Source organism: Companilactobacillus metriopterae, assembly GCF_002762335.1.
Taxonomy (GTDB): domain Bacteria; phylum Bacillota; class Bacilli; order Lactobacillales; family Lactobacillaceae; genus Companilactobacillus; species Companilactobacillus metriopterae.
Window position 1 is genome coordinate 400,102 of record NZ_CP024610.1, and the last position, 22,941, is coordinate 423,042.

22 protein-coding genes and 1 tRNA gene are annotated in these 22,941 nt (G+C 31.8%); 18 read left to right on the forward strand and 5 right to left on the reverse strand.

All coding sequences use genetic code 11. The features are described from left to right. Positions 1 to 42 precede the first annotated feature (42 nt). The 3 genes from CS873_RS01800 (at position 43) to CS873_RS01815 (ending at position 3,736) form a co-directional block, all read left to right on the forward strand. Entirely contained in the window at positions 43 to 810 is a 768-nt protein-coding gene (locus CS873_RS01800) for a DUF817 domain-containing protein (RefSeq protein ID WP_099974182.1), read from the forward strand. Beyond that, positions 794 to 1,078 carry a hypothetical protein gene (locus tag CS873_RS01805; protein ID WP_099974183.1) on the forward strand — a complete coding sequence of 95 codons (285 nt, stop codon included), beginning with the start codon at positions 794 to 796 and terminating at the stop codon, positions 1,076 to 1,078. Before CS873_RS01800 ends, CS873_RS01805 begins: the two co-directional genes overlap by 17 nt. Before the next feature lie 609 nt (positions 1,079 to 1,687). After that, positions 1,688 to 3,736, forward strand: a complete 2,049-nt coding sequence (locus tag CS873_RS01815) for a cation:proton antiporter (protein WP_099974185.1) — start codon at positions 1,688 to 1,690, stop codon at positions 3,734 to 3,736. Between the two features lie 34 nt (positions 3,737 to 3,770). On the opposite strand, the gene CS873_RS08325 is transcribed toward CS873_RS01815, so the two are convergent. From CS873_RS08325 to CS873_RS01830, 3 genes are read right to left on the reverse strand one after another with little or no spacing between them, the layout of a single operon-like run. Further along, positions 3,771 to 4,163 (reverse strand): putative quinol monooxygenase, encoded by a 393-nt coding sequence (locus CS873_RS08325; RefSeq protein WP_342743848.1) that lies wholly within the window; start codon positions 4,161 to 4,163, stop codon positions 3,771 to 3,773. 18 nt (positions 4,164 to 4,181) lie between these two features. Beyond that, positions 4,182 to 4,427, reverse strand: a complete 246-nt coding sequence (locus CS873_RS01825) for a hypothetical protein (protein WP_099974187.1) — start codon at positions 4,425 to 4,427, stop codon at positions 4,182 to 4,184. Then, positions 4,427 to 5,344, reverse strand: coding sequence for an amidohydrolase family protein (locus CS873_RS01830; RefSeq protein WP_099974188.1), 918 nt, complete (start codon positions 5,342 to 5,344; stop codon positions 4,427 to 4,429). The genes CS873_RS01825 and CS873_RS01830 overlap by 1 nt, the downstream gene beginning before the upstream one ends. 163 nt (positions 5,345 to 5,507) lie before the next feature. Between CS873_RS01830 and CS873_RS01835 the strand changes: the two genes are divergently transcribed. Genes CS873_RS01835 through CS873_RS01845 form a run of 3 tightly spaced genes read left to right on the forward strand, consistent with a single transcriptional unit; the run spans position 5,508 to position 7,901 of the window. After that, positions 5,508 to 5,954, forward strand: a complete 447-nt coding sequence (locus CS873_RS01835; RefSeq protein WP_099974189.1) for a fructose PTS transporter subunit IIA — start codon at positions 5,508 to 5,510, stop codon at positions 5,952 to 5,954. Between the two features lie 10 nt (positions 5,955 to 5,964). Beyond that, positions 5,965 to 6,342: a fructose PTS transporter subunit IIB gene (locus CS873_RS01840; protein WP_099974190.1), complete on the forward strand. Its 378-nt coding sequence runs from the start codon at positions 5,965 to 5,967 to the stop codon at positions 6,340 to 6,342. Then, positions 6,339 to 7,901, forward strand: coding sequence for an HTH domain-containing protein (locus tag CS873_RS01845; protein WP_099974191.1), 1,563 nt, complete (start codon positions 6,339 to 6,341; stop codon positions 7,899 to 7,901). The genes CS873_RS01840 and CS873_RS01845 overlap by 4 nt, the downstream gene beginning before the upstream one ends. Before the next feature lie 147 nt (positions 7,902 to 8,048). Here the strand turns inward: CS873_RS01845 and CS873_RS01850 are convergent. Beyond that, a tRNA-Lys gene (locus CS873_RS01850) sits at positions 8,049 to 8,123 on the reverse strand. Between the two features lie 150 nt (positions 8,124 to 8,273). On the opposite strand from CS873_RS01850, the gene yycF reads away from it, so the two are divergent. The 11 genes from yycF to CS873_RS01905 all read left to right on the forward strand — a co-directional run bounded on the left by yycF (position 8,274) and on the right by CS873_RS01905 (position 21,165). Next, on the forward strand, positions 8,274 to 8,981 hold the full coding sequence (gene yycF, locus CS873_RS01855) for a cell wall metabolism response regulator VicR (RefSeq protein WP_099974192.1): 708 nt from the start codon (positions 8,274 to 8,276) through the stop codon (positions 8,979 to 8,981). Positions 8,982 to 9,081: 100 nt separating this feature from the next. Continuing rightward, positions 9,082 to 10,971 carry a cell wall metabolism sensor histidine kinase WalK gene (walK, locus tag CS873_RS01860; protein ID WP_099974193.1) on the forward strand — a complete coding sequence of 630 codons (1,890 nt, stop codon included), beginning with the start codon at positions 9,082 to 9,084 and terminating at the stop codon, positions 10,969 to 10,971. Beyond that, complete coding sequence (locus CS873_RS01865) at positions 10,961 to 12,277, forward strand: YycH family regulatory protein (protein WP_099974194.1); 1,317 nt, start codon at positions 10,961 to 10,963, stop codon at positions 12,275 to 12,277. Before walK ends, CS873_RS01865 begins: the two co-directional genes overlap by 11 nt. A 3-nt stretch (positions 12,278 to 12,280) precedes the next feature. Continuing rightward, positions 12,281 to 13,087, forward strand: coding sequence for a two-component system regulatory protein YycI (locus CS873_RS01870; protein ID WP_099974195.1), 807 nt, complete (start codon positions 12,281 to 12,283; stop codon positions 13,085 to 13,087). Next, a complete protein-coding gene (locus tag CS873_RS01875) occupies positions 13,059 to 13,898 on the forward strand; it encodes an MBL fold metallo-hydrolase (RefSeq protein WP_099974196.1) in 840 nt (279 codons plus the stop codon). Before CS873_RS01870 ends, CS873_RS01875 begins: the two co-directional genes overlap by 29 nt. A gap of 118 nt (positions 13,899 to 14,016) precedes the next feature. Then, entirely contained in the window at positions 14,017 to 15,360 is a 1,344-nt protein-coding gene (locus tag CS873_RS01880; RefSeq protein ID WP_099974197.1) for a S1C family serine protease, read from the forward strand. Between the two features lie 377 nt (positions 15,361 to 15,737). Then, the gene (gene rlmH, locus CS873_RS01885) at positions 15,738 to 16,217 is read left to right on the forward strand and encodes a 23S rRNA (pseudouridine(1915)-N(3))-methyltransferase RlmH (RefSeq protein ID WP_099974198.1); all 480 of its coding nucleotides are present in this window, start codon (positions 15,738 to 15,740) and stop codon (positions 16,215 to 16,217) included. A 421-nt stretch (positions 16,218 to 16,638) separates the two neighbouring features. Next, positions 16,639 to 17,754: an alanine dehydrogenase gene (gene ald / locus CS873_RS01890; RefSeq protein ID WP_099974199.1), complete on the forward strand. Its 1,116-nt coding sequence runs from the start codon at positions 16,639 to 16,641 to the stop codon at positions 17,752 to 17,754. A gap of 33 nt (positions 17,755 to 17,787) precedes the next feature. After that, positions 17,788 to 18,819, forward strand: a complete 1,032-nt coding sequence (gene tdcB, locus CS873_RS01895) for a bifunctional threonine ammonia-lyase/L-serine ammonia-lyase TdcB (protein WP_099975323.1) — start codon at positions 17,788 to 17,790, stop codon at positions 18,817 to 18,819. A gap of 11 nt (positions 18,820 to 18,830) precedes the next feature. Then, the gene (locus CS873_RS01900; protein ID WP_099974200.1) at positions 18,831 to 20,153 is read left to right on the forward strand and encodes an APC family permease; all 1,323 of its coding nucleotides are present in this window, start codon (positions 18,831 to 18,833) and stop codon (positions 20,151 to 20,153) included. Positions 20,154 to 20,250: 97 nt separating this feature from the next. Then, on the forward strand, positions 20,251 to 21,165 hold the full coding sequence (locus tag CS873_RS01905) for a DUF5692 family protein (protein WP_099974201.1): 915 nt from the start codon (positions 20,251 to 20,253) through the stop codon (positions 21,163 to 21,165). 31 nt (positions 21,166 to 21,196) lie between these two features. Here CS873_RS01905 and CS873_RS01910 read toward each other — a convergent pair whose 3' ends face one another. Beyond that, entirely contained in the window at positions 21,197 to 22,135 is a 939-nt protein-coding gene (locus CS873_RS01910; RefSeq protein ID WP_099974202.1) for a nucleoside hydrolase, read from the reverse strand. A 163-nt stretch (positions 22,136 to 22,298) separates the two neighbouring features. Between CS873_RS01910 and CS873_RS01915 the strand changes: the two genes are divergently transcribed. Beyond that, the gene (locus tag CS873_RS01915; protein ID WP_099974203.1) at positions 22,299 to 22,937 is read left to right on the forward strand and encodes an SDR family oxidoreductase; all 639 of its coding nucleotides are present in this window, start codon (positions 22,299 to 22,301) and stop codon (positions 22,935 to 22,937) included. Positions 22,938 to 22,941: the final 4 nt, after the last annotated feature.

Below are 22,941 nucleotides of genomic sequence, written 5' to 3' on the forward strand. Positions count from 1 at the left end.
ATAACATTGCAATTAAATTTACATTGGGGAGAATTTGATTACATGATAGATTTCATAAAAAAAGAAGCATCCTGTTGTTTGTTTCCGGTATTGTTATTTGGTGCAATGTTCGTAACTAAGTATGTTCATATTCCACATTTATATAGATATGACTTGTTGCTAATTTTAGCAATTATATTCCAAATTGCCTTAATAGTAACAGGTTATGAAACCTGGCAAGAAGTGAAAGTGATTTTAATATTTCATGTGGTGGGTTTGATACTAGAGATATTTAAAACGTCTATTGGGATGTGGGCATATCCAGAACCTGCCTATACTAAAATATTAGGAGTGCCTTTGTATAGCGGATTTATGTACTCTAGTGTTGGTAGTTATATTTTTCGTGCATGGAAGGTCTTTGATTTACAATTTGAAAGTTGGCCCAAAAAATTATCTGTGGTTGTGTTGTGTATTGCAATTTACTTAAACTTTTTTACCCATCACTTTATATGGGATTTAAGGTACATAATTATAGCAGCTACGGTAATTATTTTTTGGAAAACCAAAGTATTTTTTGTACTTAAAGATAGAGTTCATTATATGTACATGAATATGGCATTCTTATTTATTGGGATAGCTTTGTGGGTAGCTGAAAATATTTCAACATTTTTTTCTGCTTGGAAGTATCCAAATCAGAGAATGGGTTGGCACTTGGTAGGTTTGGGTAAAATATCCAGCTGGGGATTGCTAGTTATTCTTAGTATCGCATTAGTTTATTATAGTATTGAAAAACATGGGGATTGGGGTATTAAAAATGTCAGAAAATTATGATGAACAAAAATATTTAGCATTTCAATTAATAGGGATGTTAACTGAAAAGAATGAAGAACCATTACGTGAACTGTTAGGAGAATTCTATTCTGGTGACATCTACGGAGCAACATTTCTCCTACAAGTTGGCAAATGTATGAAGGAAAATAAAATATCTTTAAGTGATGAAAAATCTGCTGAGTTATCTAAATTAGTTAAATTAATTGGCAAAGATAATCAAGATGCCGCTACTCAAAGAGGATTAGCGGGATTAGGGTTATTTTTATAGTTATTAATTATGGGTAAATCAAAAAAATCTACAGTATTTTTACTGACAATGCTAATTTCAGAAATCATTTTATCTTTTGCTTCTTTGAATTTTACTGTGAATAAAGCGATAAATATCATGTTTTTACAATCTGTATTTTCGGGATTTAAAATGATGATATCAATTTTGATTTTGTATATCGTAATAATTTCTTTATTAATATTAACCGATCGGAAATATAACCAGGGGAATCAAATGTTTAACGCGCTTATTTTAAGTCAAACTATGGCAATCGTTGTTAGCCTTTTACTATCATTAGTTTTATCGTCGATAAATTTAAAGATTGCTAGTTTAATTTTATTTCCCATTATTTTTATATCTTTTTATTATTACGTTTTAAATGATGAAAAAATAGAAATTAAAAATAATTTATTGATACCTGCCATAGGGTCTATTTTTTATTCGGTAGTGTATATTTTGATATTGACTTCAAATTTATAAAATCTAACCTCAAAAAAAATTTTAGGTTAGATTTTTTTGTATATATTTAAAAATAGGTAGACCGTTCACAGGAAACTGAGTAAAATACTGAATTGGCAATCAATATCTAATTCATTTAAGGAAATAAATATGACAGTTTTTTATACAGTAGCATTTTTATTAGTTGGGGTTATTGGAGCAAATATTATTCGAAGATTTGTTACCCAAATTCCCGAAGTTTTTATACTTATAGCAACAGGGGCATTTTTATCGATCTTTCCTATTTTTCAAAATTTTGAAATAGAGCCTGAGTATTTTATGTTGCTATTTATTGCTCCGTTGATGTTCTATGACGGACAAAAGCAATCATTTGAAAAAGTGAGATCCAAATTTTGGGGAATTTTTATAATGTCCGTAGTTTTAGCTTGTGTGACTGTCTTGATTGTAGGTTTCACAGCTAACACATTTGAAGTTAAGTGGACTCTTCCACTAGCTATTGCTTTGGCAGCTATCGTTACACCAACGGATGCAATGGCTGTAAAAACAATGACCTCTAATAGATCAGTTCCTACGGGTGTTAATGATGCTCTAGAACTGGAATCTCTTTTTAATGATGCAACAGGATTAGTGCTATTAGATCTAGCCTTATCTGTTTTATATAAGGGTAATTTCTCAATTGTCGGTGGGATAGGACACTTCCTATTTGTTTCAATAGGTGGAATCATTGTAGGACTGATAGGTGGAATTATTCTTGTAATGGTTAGGTATAATATCAATATTCATGGGGATAATCCTGAATTAATTACGATTCCTATTAGTTTATTAACACCATTTTTTATATATTTATTAGCTGAATATTTTGGTGTATCAGGGATCCTGGCTGTGGTTGCTACAGGTATAGAACACAATTGGGAGTCAGATAGATTGAAACTAACTTCTACAAATGTTCAATTAACAACAAAAACAATCTGGTCTGTTATAACAGATATTCTGAATGATATGGTCTTCTTGATATTAGGATTAGCACTACCTAGTATATGGAAAAACTTTGAAAAAATAGGTTTTAGAGAGATTTTAAGTATGCTATTGGTAAGTTTGATAATTTATCTGGTAATGATAGCCATTAGATACTTTGGAACTTATAGAAATGACGGTATTAAGAAAACCTTTTGGAGAAACGTTTCCAGAGAAGAAGATAAAAAGTATTCTAAAATTTTTGCAATTGGTGGAATTCACGGAACTGTTACACTTGCTATGGCATTTTCTTTGCCTAAAACCATTGGCGGACAAGCATTTCCCTACAGAGAAGAACTAATTACGATTACAACATTTGTGATTATAATTAGTATGATATTTAGTGCCATAATATTCCCAATTATTCTTAAGAGTAAATCAGAGGATTATGATATCGAAGATTTAAATGATACTAGAAATAAAATGGTGGATTACGCTATTTTACAAATGAGATCGACAATAGAAGATCACGATACTAGAGAAAAATTGACATATCAATTGGAAACACAGAAGAGAAACCGTACCACTCTGAATAGAAAAGATTTCAATGATAATTTTTATTTACTCTTCAATGAAACAAAGAGTTTAACGGATAGTTTTATTCATAGTGATGAGATAAATAAAAAATATAGCCCACAAACCATTGATATTTACGATCATATTATGTATCGGTCACTAATTGAAAATAAAAGAATTCCTTTAAGAGATAGAATTCAACATATGTCTAAAGAGATAATTTGGCATACTAAAAATAGGGTTATTACTAGAAGACAGCGTGAAGTCTTTAGAAATAGAAGAATTGAAAATGACCAAGAGTATGCTCAAAAGGTTTCTGAATGGACCAAAACCAGAGAAGAGCTATTATCATTAAATAATGAAGTAATTGAAGAAGTGGACAACTACTTGGATAGTGTTATGCAGGCAAGACTTGAGCAAAATAAGACTGAAAATACTCATATATTCATGGTTAGAAAAGTTATGGATCGATTCTTTAATAATGTTAAGCATGAATATCAAGCAAATAAACAGCCAATTGATAATTCCTATTACATGGAAGCTTTCCAACATGAATACAGTTTTATACAGGAATGCTTTAATAACGGAGAAATTAATCAAGAAATATCCAGTACCTTATTTACAGAGATAAATCAGGCACAGCTTTTACAATTACAGACAACATATTAAAAAAAGAAGTAACGACTGATGTCGTTACTTCTTTTTATTTACTTTGATAAAATAATCCACCCTTATTTGCAAGGGTATTGGGTTTTAATTCATAAAGTTGTTTTTCTAAGACAATATTTTTAGTCCCAGAAATATATTTTTTAAAGTGATCAGTCTCTAAATGTTTCAGATATGCTTTGTTGTCTTGGTAAATTTCAAAGAATATCCATTTTGATGGATCATCGTTAAGAGAGCCAGCGTACATAAGAAAAACGCTAGATTCTACTTCCACCGCAGTTTTCATTTCTTCGAAAACGACATTTTTGAATATACCAGCATTAGTAGTATCAATTTTTATTTTAGCTAATCTTACTGAAGTTTGAGCATTATAAAGTTCTTGAATAGGAGCTTTCTTTTCTGTCAGAAGTTCAGGGTCAAGTTCGAATATCTCATGTCGATCAAGATTTTAATTTTTGGAAAATTCAGCAAACTTTTTAAAGTATTCAGAATCGGCATGCTTAATGTATGAATTGTAATCTTCATAAATTTCTAAAACAAAATTATCAGTAACGTCATTTGTATCGTGTGCAGATAGTAGAGTTTTGGTGCCTGACTCCAGTTTTATTGCTGATTCTATATTAGTTTTGCCTAGATTATTAAATTCATTGATGTTATTTAAGTCTGTTCTCAAATTAAATATTCTAAATATCATTACTGATCTCCAAAGATTTTTTCAAAATTGCCTTGATAGATTAGTTCTTTATTTGAGTCACTGATTTTCATCTCATTAATTGCAGAGATTATTTCTTCAGTAGCTCCTTCATCAGGAATACCAAATGGTGCATCGGTACCAAATAACATGTGATCCGCACCAAAGTAACTTACTGCCAATTCTAGAGCCTTTGTATTACCAAGTATTGCAGTATCAACATAGAATTTCTTGAAATCTTCTGCTTGATCTGAAGGTAATATATTATCAATTCTGCCTGCAAAGAAGGGAATCATTGCACCCGCATGATGAACAATTATTTTTAAGTTAGGAAACTTTTGGAATATGCCAGCTTGAACAATTTGCAGCATTGCTTGGGATAGTTCATATTCCCAGCTGAAAACGATATTATTGTCGGGTTTTCTAGAATCAAAAACTGGATGTAGAAGAATAGGTATATCTAATTTACTAGCAGTTTCAAAGATGGGTAGAAAATCTGTATCAGCGATACTTTTACCTAAAGCACGAGTGAATAATTGAATCCCGATTAATTCAGATGATTTGGCAATGTCATCTTTCATGATATCAAGAGAAGCATCGATATTATTCATCGGTAGCATAGCTATACCGGCAGTAAATAAATCACTGTTTTCAGATACTAAATTGGAAATTTCTTTATTTGCTTCAATACATAATTTGGCAGATTTATCAGCATCTACGTAATCTTCAGGATTTACGTTAACTGCAGAAATAACTTGTTTAACATCTACAGGAAAGTTAGTACGACGATTTTTTATATCAGATAACAATTCTTTTTGTTTGATAAAAGGGTATTGTTTTGGAATTGTGCTATCAATTTCTAACATCTCATTATAAAATTTCTCTGGTAATACATGAGCGAATACGTCTATTTTTGTCATGATATCTCCTTTTGTTATGGGTTAATATTAACATTTTTAAAAAATTAAAACATATGCATTAGTGAATAAATTATCTATGTCACTTAAAAAGTGACATTTAATATGTTAACGCTTTCTTAATTAAGAATTAATATAAAGATATAAAAATCAATGAGGTGAAAATATGAATATAATAGATGCAGATTTGGTTAATTTAGACTTAGATTTGTCTACTCAAGATGATGTTTTTAAGTATCTTGCAAATAGTTCGGTGAAAAATGGACGTGCTAATAATGTTGACAGTATATACCAGGGACTGATTGAAAGAGAGAAAGAATCCACTACAGGTTTTGGCAAAGGAATAGCCATTCCGCATACTAAAAACTCTGCAGTGATTGATGTTACTGTTGCTGTAATTAGAACTAATAATCTAATTGAATGGAATTCTTTGGATGGTAAGCCAGTTAACACCATGATTAATCTATTGGTACCTGACAATCAAGCTGATGAACATTTGAAATTATTGGCAAAATTGAGTCGCCAACTTATGCATGAAGATTTTACAAATGTTTTGAAAAATGGAACTAAGGAAGAAATTTTAGAAATTGTAAATAATGTCATAACTAATTAGGGGAAATGTAATGAAAATAGTAGGTATAACAAATTGCCCAGCTGGTATAGCTCATACTTACATGGTGGCTGAAGCAATTGAAGAAAAATGTAAAAGTCTAGGATATGAAGTACATATTGAAACACAAGGTGCTAGTAGTGTAGAGAACAAATTAACTAGTGAACAAATAGCAGAAGCTGACTATGTTGTATTGGCATTAGGAAAGGGTCTTACTGATGAAGATAAAGACCGTTTCCAAGGGAAAAAGGTTGTTGAGTTACCTGTTTCTGAAGCTTTAAAACATATTGATACTCTGTTCGATGACATTGATAGTAAGGCAAATGTTTTAGGTGGTAATAAGGAATCTAAAATTAAAATGGGTAATGATCAACCTGCTGTTAAAGATTGAAGAAAAATTATTCAGGTCAAGAGTTAGGAAAAGTTTTAGATGTTTCTAGAAGAACTATAATTCGAGATATTGATGCAATTAATTATTGGCTAGGAATTGATAATATAGGATTCGTTGATAATAATTTGGGATACAGTTTAAATGTTAATAATGATTATCTTTTAGAATCAAAAATGAAAGAATTTCAAAGTATTCAATACCGTTTGATTTATCAACTATTGATAAATGAATTTGAGACAACTGATGAACTAACAGAACAGTTAAATTTAACAACTAAAGAATTGCACGATTTAATTGATTTGATTAACGATAAGTATAACCAAATTTTTGAAATAAAAACTAAAGTCAGAGTGGGTAACTATCTTAATGTATCTAAGTACAAAAAGGTAGATTTATTATCTAGTTTGATTTTTGTTAAAGATGATGTTTCTTCAACGAATATTGATAAACTATCATATTCCCAATATTTAAATGAAAAACAATTAGTTTCTCAGATAGATGCTTGTAAATCCACAGATTATAGATTTAACGACTTTAGTAAACAAAAAAGAACAATAGTTGATGATTTTGTTAAATTGGATTTATCGTCATTATTTTCAGAAATTAATGGTAACTACCATATAAATCTGGTCAATGATAAATTTCTTGAAGAATTAAAAAATCATGTTGTTCGTTCTATATTATTTCCTAATTATTTTAATGAAATAGAAAAAAATCAATTTGAATTGTTAAGGCAGAATAATCCGTTTGAATTTGAACTATCATATGAAATAGCTCAAAATCTAAATAATTTTTTTGATAAGGAAGTGTATATAGATTCTAATTACATAGCACTTTACGTAATTAATAATCTAAGAATTAATGAGATAAATAAAGTTAACATAAAGTTAATAGAAGATAAGTATTCTATAGCATCGATTAATCAAACATTGTTATTAGATAACATAGATAATGTTTCAGTGGAAATTGTTCAAGACTCGAATTTAGAGAATGATAATGCGGATTTAGTAGTTGGTTCTAGCAGTAATTTATCTCAGGTAAATTATGATTTTGAATACAATGGAATATTAAATGATGTTTCACTTAGGGAAATAAAAAAGCTAGTTCAAAATATTGAATTTGATAAATATATTTCACTAGATTTTTCTGAAGATAATTTTTTAAATTTAGAAAATAATACTGGTGATTTTATAGAAGCCTTAAATGATGGATTAGATATTTTTTGTAAAAGAAAGCTACTATCCAGTAATGATAAGAAAAAAATTGTGAGTCGTGAATTGGAAGGAAATCAATTAATTGTCAATCATATTTCTATACCACATATATCAGCAGATATTGATCAACAATATGACATATTAGGTATAAATATGAGTAATGAATTAGTGGTCGATGGAGAAAGGGTTCATTTTATATTAGTTGTTATGGTTAACCAAAATCTAAATAAAGGATCACAAATTTTTTCTTATCTTTATCAAAAAATTAAAAATAACAGTAACTCTAGAATTAATAATTACAATGAATTATTAGAATTATTGGAAAATAAAAACAACGGCGTATAAGCGTCGTTGTTTTTTATAGAAGAATGCTCAACAGGTTTAATCTAAGTACCGATAAAGATATCAAAAATCATGAATTTTAAGACGAAAAAAAACAGTAACCACGGCTATTAAGCTGCGTGATTACTGTTTAGTGTTGATTTTATTGGTATGGGAGGTCAGGGGATCGAACCCTGGACCCACGGATTAAGAGTCCGTTGCTCTGCCAGCTGAGCTAACCGCCCATTAAATGTTTGTAACTGATCAACGAGATATATATTATCACAAAAAAACACCATATAGCAACAGTTTTTTACTGATTTTTAAGGTTAATTTATTAGAATTTTGTTTTAATTATCGATACCTAGTATAATGTAATCATTGAGGAGTGAAACTATGTCAAAGAAAATACTAGTAGTAGATGATGAAAAGCCAATTTCCGATATTGTAAAATATAATCTTGAAAATGAAGGTTATGAAGTACTAACTGCATTTGACGGACAAGAGGCACTAGACTTAGTAGAAGAAGAAAATCCAGATCTTATTCTACTTGATCTTATGTTGCCTGTAATTGATGGCTTAGAAGTAGCCCGTACCGTTCGTAAAACAAAAGATACACCTATTATTATGCTAACTGCAAAAGATGGCGAGATTGACAAAGTTATCGGCTTAGAATTGGGTGCTGATGACTATGTTACAAAGCCCTTCTCTAATCGTGAATTAGTTGCTCGTGTCAAAGCTCGACTACGTATTCAAATGCCAGCTAAAACTGATGATAATAATAATTCAGAAATTAAAATTGGAGACCTAACTATTCTCCCAGATGCATATACTGTTACAAAAAATGGTAAGGAAATAGAACTTACACATCGTGAGTTTGAACTGTTACATTATTTGGCTCAACATATTGGTCAAGTAATGAAGCGTGAACACTTGCTTCAAACAGTATGGGGATACGATTATTTCGGTGATGTACGTACTGTGGATGTTACAGTTCGTAGATTGAGGGAAAAAATAGAAAATAACCCCAGTCAGCCCGAATGGTTAATGACTCGTCGTGGGGTAGGATATTTTCTACGCGATCCAGAATCAGATAATAATTAAAAGCAGCTAAGTCTATTTAGACTAAACTGCTTTTTTATTATTCTTTCCAACTGAAGTATAATATAAGTAATGTTTATTAAATTTATATGGGTGAATTAATTTGAAAAAAAGATTTGGTTTCTTCAAGTCAATCCATTTCAAAATTGGGTTGTCGTTTATTCTTATTCTTGTTGTCACAATTGAAATTATTGGGGCTTATTTTGTTCGTCAACTGGAAGAGCAAAATGTATCCCAGTTTGAACAAACAATTGTTGTTACACCGTATGTTTTGTCACAATTATCTACCAATCTGACAGACAATGATTCCCATACTAGGGATAATATCAATAAAATTATTCAAGATTATGCTCGCAGTAACTCAGATGTTACGGATATTCAAGTTGTTGATAATAACAATATTATTGTGGGCTCAAAAGTTGATGGTGATACGGTGGTTGGAACTAAATCATTACGTGAATCCATCGAAAAAAGTATGAAGAGTAATAAAAAAGTTACACAAATATATTATGACAAAGACCGTGGTAGCTCATATGAATTAATCCAACCAATATCATCAACCGATGATAGTACGGTAGTTGGAGCAGTATATATTCGAGCCAACATGGAATCCGTGTACTCTAGAATTAATAACATCATTGTTATTTTTCTAACCGCTTCATTAATGGCTGGATTACTTGGTGCCATAATTTCTATTTTCATATCAAGGGCAATTACTCGTCCTATTGATGAAATGCGTCAACAAGCTGTTCGTATGGCAGAGGGTGATTATTCAGGACAGGTTAGAGTTTATTCACCTGATGAATTAGGACAACTCGCCATGTCGGTTAATGATTTATCGGTAAAGGTTGAAGAAGCTACTGAGAACTCAGAATCTGAGCGACGACGTTTGGATAGTGTTCTTTCTCAGATGTCGGATGGTGTTATCGCTACAAATAGATTAGGTAATATCACTGTTATTAATGAAATGGCCATAGAATTCTTGAATATTGAAAAAGATGTTCACAACATGATGTTGACTGACTTACTTAAGATTAGTGATGAAGTTACATTTGAAGAATTGTTAGAAAATCCTGAACCTATGGTTTTGGAAATAAATGATGCAAATGATGAGATAGACTACGCTGAAGATAACTCACTAATATTGAACGCTGAATTCTCTCTTATTCAAAGAAATAGTGGGTTTGTGAGTGGTATGGTCTGTGTTCTTCATGACGTTACAGAACAACAAAAGATTGACCGAGAGCGCCGTCAGTTTGTTTCCAACGTTTCTCATGAGTTAAGAACCCCATTGACTAGTATTAGTAGTTACATCGATGCTCTTAATAATGGTGCTTGGGAAAATAAAGAACTTGCTCCACAATTCTTGAGCGTTACAGCAGAAGAAACTGATCGTATGATTCGTATGATACAAGACCTACTAAATCTATCTAGAATGGATCAGGGTAGATCAAAACTAGATAAAGAGTTGGTAAACTTCAACGAATTCTTCTCATATATATTAGATCGATTCGATATGATGCTTAAGAAACAGTTAGCAGATGCTGAGGAAGATAATAATAAAGTAGTTAAAAAATATCGAATCAAGCGAGTCATCACTAACAAAGATTTATGGGTGGAAATTGATACAGATAAAATGACTCAAGTTATAGATAACATTATTAATAATGCTATTAAATATTCGCCAGATGGTGGAGTAATTACATGTCGATTACTAGAAACTAATAAACATATCATAATAAGTATCTCCGATGAGGGATTAGGTATTCCTCGTAAGGATATAAAGAATGTTTTCGAACGTTTCTATCGAGTAGATAAGGCTCGTTCAAGGCAACAAGGTGGTACAGGACTTGGATTATCAATTTCTAAGGAGATTGTAGAACAACACAAAGGTCGTATTTGGGTAAATAGTGCTGAAGGTAGAGGATCAACATTCTATATTTCTCTACCATTTAATCCAAATGAGACAGGAGGAGAGTGGGATGAGATTTAGTCGTAGAGTAGTTCAAATTTTGTTAATAATTGCTGTAGTAACTAGTATCGTCCTATCTTTCTTTGTCTGGTCAAATACAGCTAGATACCAACGTGGGAAGGATATTGATTTAACTGAGTCTTCTTCATATGACAAGGATAATATTCCAATTGATCAAATTATTAGTCCTACTCAAGTTATTTGGCATGATGGTAAGAATCAGAAACTTATCTATAATAGTAAAGAAAATATATCTTATACAATTCAAGAGTCCATGAAAAAGTGGAAGATTCAAGCACCTGAGTTAGTTTTTAAAAAAGATGGTGCCAAATATCAACAAAAGATCCAGCAAAAAGATACTATCCAGTTGGTTTATCCAACACAGATTTCTGTTAATACGTTGGGTTATATATTGGGTGATAAAATTCTGCAAAAAGCTTCTGACAAAACATTTGATAGAATTATATTTACTACAAACAATGGAAAAGATCCATTTGTATATTTGGCTGACGATGATAGCTATACAGTTTATCGAGCAAAAGTTGGTAATGCATCGTCATTACCTGTATTAGATTTGGCCAAGAAGTCCAATATTAATTATGATGTTCAGTTGAACACAATGAAACAAGGTATCAGAACATTCTTCAAGGAACCAATTAGTATGCAATCATACTCATATGTTATTACATCCAAGAATGATAGCGAGTATACCTCGCCACTATTTTCTTCTAGTAAGTATGATATAAGTACATCGCAAAATGGTGATAATTATATTTATGCTTATGGAGATTCACTTAGACTTGAATCTGATCATTCAACAGGAGAACTAACTTTTAACGACTATAGTGACAATAGTGTTCCAAAGAATCGTTTAGACTTTTTCTTGCGTGGATATAACAAAGTTACCAAGATAGAAAGTTCGGTTTCTAATTTACGTTTATTCCGTGGAAACTATAAACAAAAGAGTCTTATCTATCGTGAGTATGTTGAGGGATTCCCAATATTTAACAAAACAACGTTTGGTTCAGTTAGAGTCAACTTTAGTAGAGATGGTTCAACAGAAATGTTTATAAATAGGGTATTAGAAGTTCCAGTGCCATCGGATCAACAAAAAACAGAACTGAAACCTACAAGTGACATACTTACAGGTTTAGTAAATTCAGGATATCTAGCTAATGATATTGAAGATATTGAAGTTGGGTATCAATGGAAGAATGAAGAAAATGCGGATAATGTGGTTGATTTAGTTCCAACCTACTACGTTAAGATGCAAGGTAAATGGAAAACATATTCAGAATGGACAAATTTATCAGCTTTGGAGGAGTAGCAAATGGATTTTAGAAGAATAGAAATAATTTTTCTTGTTGTTTTCGTTTCACTAGATGTCTTTTTGCTGCTGTCTTTCAGAAGTAGTCAACACTTTTTTAATAGCGGAAGTACTGTAACATCAACATCTGTTGAAATGAAGAAGAGAAATATTTCAACAGGTAAATTGGATAGTGATCAACAATACGGTTACTATTTAGGAGCTAAACCCAGTGGAGTGTTAGGTCAAAACTATAATAAATTAAAAAATCAATCTGTTACATACATTGCCAATGATGATAAAATATCAAGTAATTTAATTTCTACATTGAATGTGAATGGTAAGAAAAAAGTTTCTGTAATCGATAATTTTATGAAGAAAGACTCAAATATACTATTTGGTGAAAAGTACACATATTCACCACAACTTTCTTCAAGTACAAAAATTGTGTATGCTCAAAATGTTTCCTCAGGAGCCATTTTTGATAAAACAGCACAATTGGTATTTACTGTTTCAGGTGACAAGATAGTTAGTTACACACAAACTTATATTCCTTCAGCTAGTGTTTTACATGAAAAATCAGTATTAAAAAGTGAAAAAGACGTAGTGGATAATTTATATACAAATTCTGAAATTCCGAATAATTCTAAGATAACTTATATAAATTTGGCGTATACTAAATTGCTAGAAGCAAACGATAATACTATTTATATACCTGTATGGTTTGTAACTATTAAAAATACAGACAACGATATAAGTAGTACAAAACAGGTCAACGCATTTACTGGTGCGATAATTAAGGATGATTCGTCGTCTATTGGAGATAATTAAATTGGATTCAAAATTAGATAATATGAAGATAAGTGTTCTTGCCAGCAGCAGTACAGGAAATGTTACGTATATCGAGACACCTCAGCACAAAATTTTGGTAGATGCAGGGATGTCAGGTAAAAAGATTAAAGAGTTACTTGACTCTGTTGGCAAAAATATTGAAGAAATAGATTCGCTATTTGTTACTCATGAACACTCCGACCATATAAAAGGAGTCGGAGTATTAGCACGAAGATACGGTTTAAATGTTTATGCAAATGAAAAAACATGGCAAGCTATGATGCCTAAAATAGGTAAAGTAGATAGCGATCAAATTAACATTTTTGATAAAAATAAAGTTTTAAGTTTAGGCGATTTAGATATTGAGAGTTTTGGAGTATCACACGACGCAGCTGATCCACAATTTTATAAATTTCATCATAATAACAAGGATTTTGTCATTTTGACTGATACAGGCTACATCTCTGATACTGTTGAAAAAAAGATAGAAAATGCTGATGGTTATCTGTTTGAATGCAACCATGATGTAGATATGTTGAGAAATGGATCTTACGCATGGTCCCTCAAACAAAGAATACTCAGTGAAAAGGGTCATCTTTCAAATGAAGATGGAGCAAGAGGGTTGATGGATGTAATCGGTGAAAATACTAAGCAAGTATATTTAGGTCACCTTAGTCCTGAAAACAATACAAAATATACAGCTCATGAGACAGTGGCAACATTTTTGAAAAACCATGATATGGCTGTTGATCATGATTTTTATTTGAATGATACTGATCCAATTATTCCAGATGATTTAATAATTCTTTAAAAAAGTATAAATTTTGAATTTATACTTTTTTTTAGTGCATAATAATATTCAAATATGTTTCATAAAAATTTCAAATTTAGATATTATTATGAATATATACTTTAAGGAGAATGTACAAATGGATAATAACAATCCTGAACGTAGATCATCAGATAAGAATCGAGGTAATTTTTTGAATTTTAAAAGTCCTTTATTTAAAACAGCTATTGTAGCTCTTATTTCTGCTATGTTAGGTGTGGGAATTGCTACTTGGGGATTCTCACAATTTTCATCATCAGTTCCTGACACAACTTCATCATCAGGTGGACCAGGTACTACTCAAGTAAGTACAGGTTCTACCAAATCGACGGGTACAATGACAAAAGCCTACAATAAAGTAGATGAAGCAGTTGTTTCCGTTGTTAATTTACAAAAGCAAAGTAAAATACAGGGAGATTCTTCTTCAATTTTCGGAGATCTTTTTGGTGATAGTAGTGACGGTGATAGCTCATCTTCTGATTCATCTGGCTCAGATAATTCGGGATCAGACTCAAATATCTCAAATTCATCATCATCTTCAGATTCTCTACAAGAGTATAGTGAAGGTTCCGGAGTAATTTACTCTAAGGAAAATGGAAAAGGTTACATTGTTACAAATAACCACGTTGTTGATGGGTCAGATCAAATTGAGATTATCTTAAAAGATGGAACAAAATTAACAGGTAAATTAATTGGTAGTGATGCTACTACTGATTTAGCTGTTATTGAAATTGACGGAGATAAGGTGCCAGCAATTGCATCATTTGGTAATTCAGATAGTGTGCAACCAGCTGATTCAGTTATCGCTATTGGTTCACCATTAGGAAGCGAGTACGCAACTAGTGTTACTCAAGGTATAGTTTCAGCAACAAACAGAACGGTTCAAACACAGGACCAAACAACAGGACAAACAATTGGAGAGGCCACAGTTATTCAAACTGATGCAGCTATTAATCCTGGTAATTCGGGAGGACCTCTTGTTAATTCTAATGGTCAGATTATAGGTATCAATTCTATGAAACTAACATCAGGTACTGATGGTACTTCTGTTGAAGGTATGGGATTTGCTATTCCAAGTAATGAAGTAGTTAAAATTATTAATCAACTTGTTAAGAATGGTAAAGTAGAGAGACCAAGTTTAGGAATATCAGTAATTGATTTAGATCAAATCTCAGATGATTCTCAGACATCATTGAAGGTTCCAAGTTCAGTTACACAAGGTGTAGTAGTCGCACAAACAAACAGCGGATCAGTTGCTAAAAAAGCAGGAATTTCAAAAAATGATATTATCGTTAAATTAGGAAGTAAGAAAATTGCTTCTGTGGCTGATTTGCACAGTGCTTTATATGAAAAATCAGTTGGTGATACAGTGAAAATCAAGTATTATCATAATGGTAAGTTGAAAACTGCATCAGTGCATTTAACTGAAAAAACATCAGATTAAAGATAAAAGACGTGAACTTATAATAGTTTCACGTCTTTTTTTGAACAATGTTTAAGAAAAGGTTAAGAAAATTCGGGTAAATGTAAAGAATTTCTTAAGACGTTTAACACAGGTGTGAATAACTTGTGTATAACTGTGGAAAAACGTTTTTAAAACAAGGTATAATTTTATACACAGATTAGAATGATCTTGTGCATAACTAAGTAATATAAAATAAATAATAGTAATTAATGTTGATATAATAAGCTTAAAGGGCACTATTGAGAAAAACACAAACATTATTTGAGCTGTTAATAACTAATGAATTACTTTAGATATCGATGCATCACATTGATGTGAATAAGTATTGTTAAAAACTAAGGGGTAGGAGTAGATAGATGAACATTAAGATAATAACTGTTGGAAAACTTAAGGAAAAGTATTTAAAAAATGGAATTGAAGAGTATTCCAAAAGACTTTCTGCATTTTGTAAATTACAAATAGTGGAATGTAGTGATGAAAAAGCACCAGATACGCTAAGTGATGCGCAAGAAAAAATGGTTAAGGAAGCAGAGGGAGTTCGAATTCTTGAGAAGATAAAGGATAAAGAATATGTTATCTTGTTAGATCTTCGTGGCAAAGAACTGACATCTGAAGAGTTGGCAGCAAAAATAGATGATTTATCAACTTATGGAACAAGTGATATTACATTTATAATCGGGGGATCTTTAGGAGTTAGCGACGAAGTCTATCAACGTGCAGATTTTAAACTTTGTTTCGGTAAGATAACTTATCCACATCAATTAATGCGTCTTGTATTAACTGAACAAATATATAGATCTTTTATGATTAATAGTCATCGTACTTATCATAAATAATAATTTTTTAGATAAATGGAAATTTTATTAAAATAATTATTTTATGGAAATTCTAATTAGAATTAAAGTGGAAATTTTTTAGAAACTTTTTTAAATTGTAAGTTAAATAAAATGGAGTTACTAATTTTAGTAGCTCTTTTTTGATCTCCTCAAAAAGACAAGTGTATACAGTGTTTAATAAAAAAATAAGATAAATCTTATTGAAGGAAAACGTTTTACTAAATGATTGTGCTTACATTCACAATTTTCAAAAAAATTTCAAAAAAGTTAGTTAACTGAAAATACTTATCATAAGTGGAATAGAAAGAAAATTCACAATTGATCTTATTAAAACAGCAAAAAATCGTATTGAAAAAAAAACAAAAAAGATATACAGTAACCTTTGGAAATTGTTAAAATATTAACAAAGGAGCAAATTTTTATGAAAATTGGAGTAATTAAAGAGCAAAAAGAAGGAGAAGGACGCGTAGCTGCCACACCAGAAAATGTAAAACGTATGGTTGAAGCTGGTAATGAGGTCCTTGTTGAAGAGAATGCCGGATTAGGTTCTGGTTTTAGTAATGATGAATATAAAAATGTTGGTGGAAAAATAGTTAGCCATGAAAATGCATGGTCAGCTGATCTAGCAATAAAAGTTAAAGAACCAATGGAATCTGAGTTTAAGTATTTTGAAAAAGGTAAGATTGTATGGGGATTTCAACATTTGGCATCATCAAAAGAAACTGTGGATGAGATGGTTAAAAGTGGAATGACTGCCATTGGTGGAGAAACAATTGAAAAAGATGGAAAATTAGAATTATTGGCACCTATGTCAGCTATTGCTGGTAGAAGATCAGTAATTATGGGTGCTTATTATTTGGAAGCACAACATGGAGGAGAAGGAATTCTTCTTCCAGGAGTTGATATATCTAACATAGAAGCTGGTAGAGTTGTTATTTTTGGTGGTGGAAATGCTGCTACTAATGCTGCTCAAATGGCGTTAGGTCTTGGATGTAGCGTGGTAATAATTGAGCTTAATGACGAACGTATTTCAGAATTAGAAACCGAGTTTAAGGGTTCTAACGTAAGAGTTGTGAAATCAACAGAAGATAATTTAGCAAAGGAAATTAAAGAAGCAGATATATTTATATCAACAATACTAATCCCAGGATCAAAACCACCTAAGCTAGTTAAAGAATATATGGTTAAATCAATGAAAAAAGGTAGTGTTATTGTTGATGTTGCTATTGATCAAGGTGGTACTGTAGAGACAATTGATACGCCAACTACAATTGAAAATCCAATCTTTGAAAAGTATGGAGTACTTCATTATGCAGTACCTAACCAACCAGGAGCTGTACCACGAACTTCTACAATGGCACTAGCCAAAGGAAATATAGATTATATTTTAGAAATTGCATCTAAAGGTATCGTCGATGCAATCAAAACCGATCCAGCTTTGGCTTCAGGAATCAATATATACAATGGTAATGTTACTAATTCTGGTTTAGCAGGATCTGTTGATCAAACATATGTGGACTTAACTACATTAATCTAATAAATATACTAAGAGGAAATAATCATGATGGAAATGGATGTTGAAAACAAGGCAAGAGTTCAAAAAGTATCACTTCAAGATATTCAAGAAGCAAAACATGTTATTGGAAAATATGCTCGTAAAACACCTTTAATTCAATCAATGTTCTTGAGTAGAAATGTTGCTGGTGGAGATGTTTTTCTTAAATTGGAAAATATGCAACTTACTGGTTCGTTTAAATTTAGAGGTGCTAATAATAAAATAAATCATCTCACCAAAGAAGAACGAGATCGTGGTATTATAACGGTTTCCGCAGGAAATCATGCACAGGGAGTTGCTTTAACAGGTAAATTACTTGGTGTAAAAACAACTGTTGTTATGCCAGAAGAGGCACCACAAGCTAAACGTGATGCTACTGCAGGCTACGGAGCAGAAGTTGATATTCATGGTGAAACTTTTGATGAGGCCAAAAAATGGATGCATGAACGTGCTGAAAAAGAATGTAAAACTATTGTAGATCCATTCAATGATGAGTTGGTTATTGCTGGACAAGGAACAATTGGGTTAGAAATATTGGATGATTGTTGGGATGTTGATACAGTCATTATACCTGTCGGTGGTGGTGGATTAATTTCTGGTATTGCAATAGCATTAAAATCATTTAATCCACATATTCACATTGTTGGAGTACAATCTGAGAATGTTCATGGAATGAAGAAGTCTATTGATGAAGGTAAGATTTCTTTCCATCATGATGATTTTACTCTTGCTGATGGAACTGATGTTGCTGAACCTGGTGATATCACTTTTCCAATCGTCCAAGATCTTGTTGATGAAATTGTAACTGTAAGTGAAGATGAAATTTCAAAGGCTATGCGTGATCTTATGCAAAGAGCAAAAGTTGTTGCAGAGGGAGCAGGAGCACTACCCACAGCTGCATTGGAATCAAATAAAATTGATGAAAAATGGTTAAAAAACAAAAAAGTTGTTTCCATGGTTTCTGGTGGAAACGTTGATCTACAAAGAGTTTCAAATATTATAGATCAATTCTTAGCACCAGTTCATCCAGACGGTGGAATTGGATAGAGGTTTGACTCATGGCAGAAGCTAAGCTAAAGAAATCAATAGGATTTGGAGCAGCATTATCTACAGTTGCTGGAACTGTTATAGGAACTGGAGTTTTCTTCAAAGCATCAGCTGTAACAGAGTCAACAGGAACCGTCAGTTTGTCTATGCTAGCATGGTTGATTGGCGGACTTATAACAATATGTGCTGGTCTTACTGCTGCTGAACTGGCAGCAATGTACCCCGAAACAGGTGGTCTAACAAAGTATATAGAATATTCTTATGGTCCATTTTGGGGCTTTTTAGCTGGATGGGCACAAGCGGTTGTATATTTTCCCGCAAATATTGCAGCAATATCGATTGCATTTGGGACACAGTTTGTAAATTTATTTGGATTAAAAGCTATATATATAATACCCGCAGCTATAATTTGTGTAATAACTATAATGACAATTAATTTTATAAGTGTTAAGGTTGCCGGAAAAGTAACGACTATCGCCTTAATATGTAAATTAATTCCCTTGGTTGCAATCGTTGTACTTGGTTTTTTCCACTCAGGAAGTGAAGCCTTTAGTTTATTTCCAGTAACAGCAGGTTCAGGAAGCCCATTTTTCACAGCTTTAGGACAAGCTCTACTAGCTACAATGTTTGCTTATGATGGCTGGATTCATGTTGGTAATATGGCTGGGGAAATGAAAAATCCCAAAAGAGATCTTCCATTAGCGATTGCTATTGGTATCGCTATTGTTATGGTAGTTTACTTGCTAGTAAATGGTGTTTTTTATTGGATAAAACCAATTTCTGAAATATCTGGTAATTTAAATATTGCATCAGATGTTTCAAATGTTATCTTTGGTGAAATTGGTGGAAAAATAATAACTATTGGAATTTTGATTTCTGTTTATGGTGGGCTGAATGGTTATATCATGACAGGGATGAGAGTTCCATATGTTATGGGATTAAAAAACAAATTACCATTTGGTAAATATTTATCTAAGTTAAATAAATCTGGTGTTCCTTACATTAGTGGAATTGTTCAGTTTGTTATTGCTTTCTTTATGATATTATCTGGAAAATTTGATGCTATAACCAATATGCTGATATTTGTTATTTGGTTATTTTACACTATGGCGTTCTGGGCAGTTATTAAATTGAGAAGACAACAACCGGATTTACAGAGGTCATATAAAGTTCCTTTGTATCCTTTAATTCCAATCATCGCTATCATCGGTGGATTATTTATACTTATAAGTACCGTAATAACGCAATTCGGCATTACAATGATAGGATTATTAATAACAATTTTAGGTATTCCATTTTATGTGTACTTAAATAAAAAATATGATCTAAACTAAAGAACATCCAGCAGGGTGTTCTTTTTTCCCTATTAATATTTTAATAATTGCGATACAATGAAATTGTGAAAGAATTCATTATATAGGGGTGATTATTATGTTTCTATTTCAAAATATATCAGGGGCAGACTTTTTAGTCTGGATATTAGTTATAGCTGGATTAATGGTTTTAAATGAACTTGCTAGGATAAACAAATGGATAGCTTTAATTTTGTTTGTTGCTGTACCAGTTATTTTAACTATTTTTGTTTGGCCTACCACTGCCGGACCAGGTAGTAGTACAGGTACATGGTTCCACTGGGTTAAAGTTTATTCTGCGTTAGCCGGATGTTTAGGATTTATGGCACTAAGATTTATACCGTCATTGCAAAATAACAAGTGGTATTTATTATTTCCACCAATTATTTTAAGTGTAAATATTCTTGAAGCAGTTATTCGAGATTTCCAAGTTTATGGTATGCATGGAATGATTGACGGTGTATTTATGAATGGTGGTGCCTGGAATATAATGAACGGTATTGCTGGTATTCTAAACATTATTACAATTACGGGCTGGTTTGGAATATTTATTAGTAAAGATAAGCAAAAAGATATGATTTGGCCTGATCAAATTTGGCCTTGGATAATTGCTTATGATCTATGGAACTTTGCTTACGTTTATAATTGTGTTGGTGATCATTCATTCTATGCAGGAGCAGCATTGCTAATCTCATGTACTCTAGCAGCTTTCTTTGTAAAAAGAGGTACATGGTTACAAGCTCGTGCTCAAACGCTAGCATTCTGGATGATGTTTACAATGTCGGTTCCAGCATTTGTTACAAGTTCTCAATTTGCAGTAAGGAGCAGCCACTCTAATGCAGCATTAATGACAGTTAGTTCGATTGCATTGATTGCAAATATCTTAGTTCTAATTTTAAATCTATATCGTATTTACAAGTTTAAGAAAAATCCTCTTAAAGATGATATTTATAAGGGAACAAAATCATATGACGATGTTGTTTCTAATAATTAAAAAAGCTACCCAATTGGGTAGCTTTTTTAATTTATTTATTATGACTTTGAATTGAATCAAAAATGTATTGAACAAATTTTTCACGATTTACATCTTCTAGTACTTCAATGTTTTTATCATCAGGAGCATATACACGTCTATCAGGATAAGTCATACCACGGAATTGATCATTAGTAAGACTTACTTCAATATTAAATTTCTCGCTCTTGGTGAATAGTTCTGGAGCGACTAAGCTTAGTACCGCGCATGCATCATGTACCGGAATTTTAGTCATTCCTTTTTCGCGTTCAGCTGAAGCGTAGAAATCTAAAATAGCACTAGCCATTTCACCAGTTTTGCCAAGATTTTTTATTTGTGATATTTCATCCATTGTTAGATAGGCTTTATTTTCAGTTAAGTTAAGACCAGAGAGAGTGATCGGCAATCCTGAGTCAAAAACAATTTTTGCTGCTTCAGGATCAACATAAGCGTTGAATTCAGAAGCTAGTGTGATATTTCCTTGTTCAATTGATCCACCCATAACATAGATATGTTCAATTTTTTCAGCAACTTTTGGGAAAGTTTTAAGAAGTAAAGCAACATTTGTAAGAGGACCAGTGGCAACAATATTTACTTTTTCATCTGAATTAGTAATCTCTTCATTCATGAATGTTATAGCGTTGTCACTAACTATAGGGTATTCCAAGCTGTTTTCAGGAAATTGATATCCGTCCATTCCAGTTTTTCCATGAATTTCTCCAGCTGTTTCAATTTCTTTTACTAAGGGATCACTTTGTCCCATAGCAATTTTAGTGTTAGATCCTAGGAAAGTAAGTAGTTTTTGAGCATTCTTTGTCACTTTATAAAGTTGTACATTACCACCGATAGTAGTTACTCCGATTAGATCAGCAGCTTCAGGATGAGCAAGTAAAACAGTCAACGCAATAGCGTCATCAATACCAGGATCGCAGTCCATAATTACTTTAGTCATTACTTCTTACCTCGCAATATTTTTATTTTACTCACTAAGTATATCATTGGAGATTGATAAAATACTAACAAACTAGCTTTTAATATTATGAGAAATATTTTTTGTAATAAATCAAAAATTGGATTATATTGTATTTATAATTTAATAATTGGGGGCTTTAATTATGACAAAAGTATTGATATTAGGAGCTGGGGGCAAAATAGCACAAATTGCCGAAGAACTATATCTTGATCAAACAGATTTTGATTTACGATTGTATTTAAGACATCCTAACAAATTGTCTATTGAAGAAAGTGATCGCGTAGAAATTGTTGAAGGCGATGCTTCTGATAAGAATAGTTTGTCCAATGCTCTTAATGGAGTAGATATCGTATATGCTAATTTAGCAGGAGATAATATAGAAGAACAAGCTAAATCTGTCGTAGAATCAATGAACAATTCTGGTGTTAAACGTTTGATTTGGATATCAACACTTGGTATATATGATGAAGTTCCAGGTGAATTTGGTAAATGGAATAATAATATTTTGGGATCATATATCACAAAATATGCAGCAGCAGCCAAAGTTATTGAAGAATCGGATCTCGAATATACTATTATTCGTCCTGCATGGTTGACTAATAATGATGAGGTTAACTTTGAAGTTACCCATCGTGATGATACATTTAAAGGTACAGAAGTATCCCGTAAGTCTATTGCTCAGGTAGTTGTTGATACAACTAAAAAACCTAGTGATTACGTTCGTGATTCAATTGGTGTGAATAAACCTAACACTGACGGAGATAAGCCATCTTGGTATTAAAAAT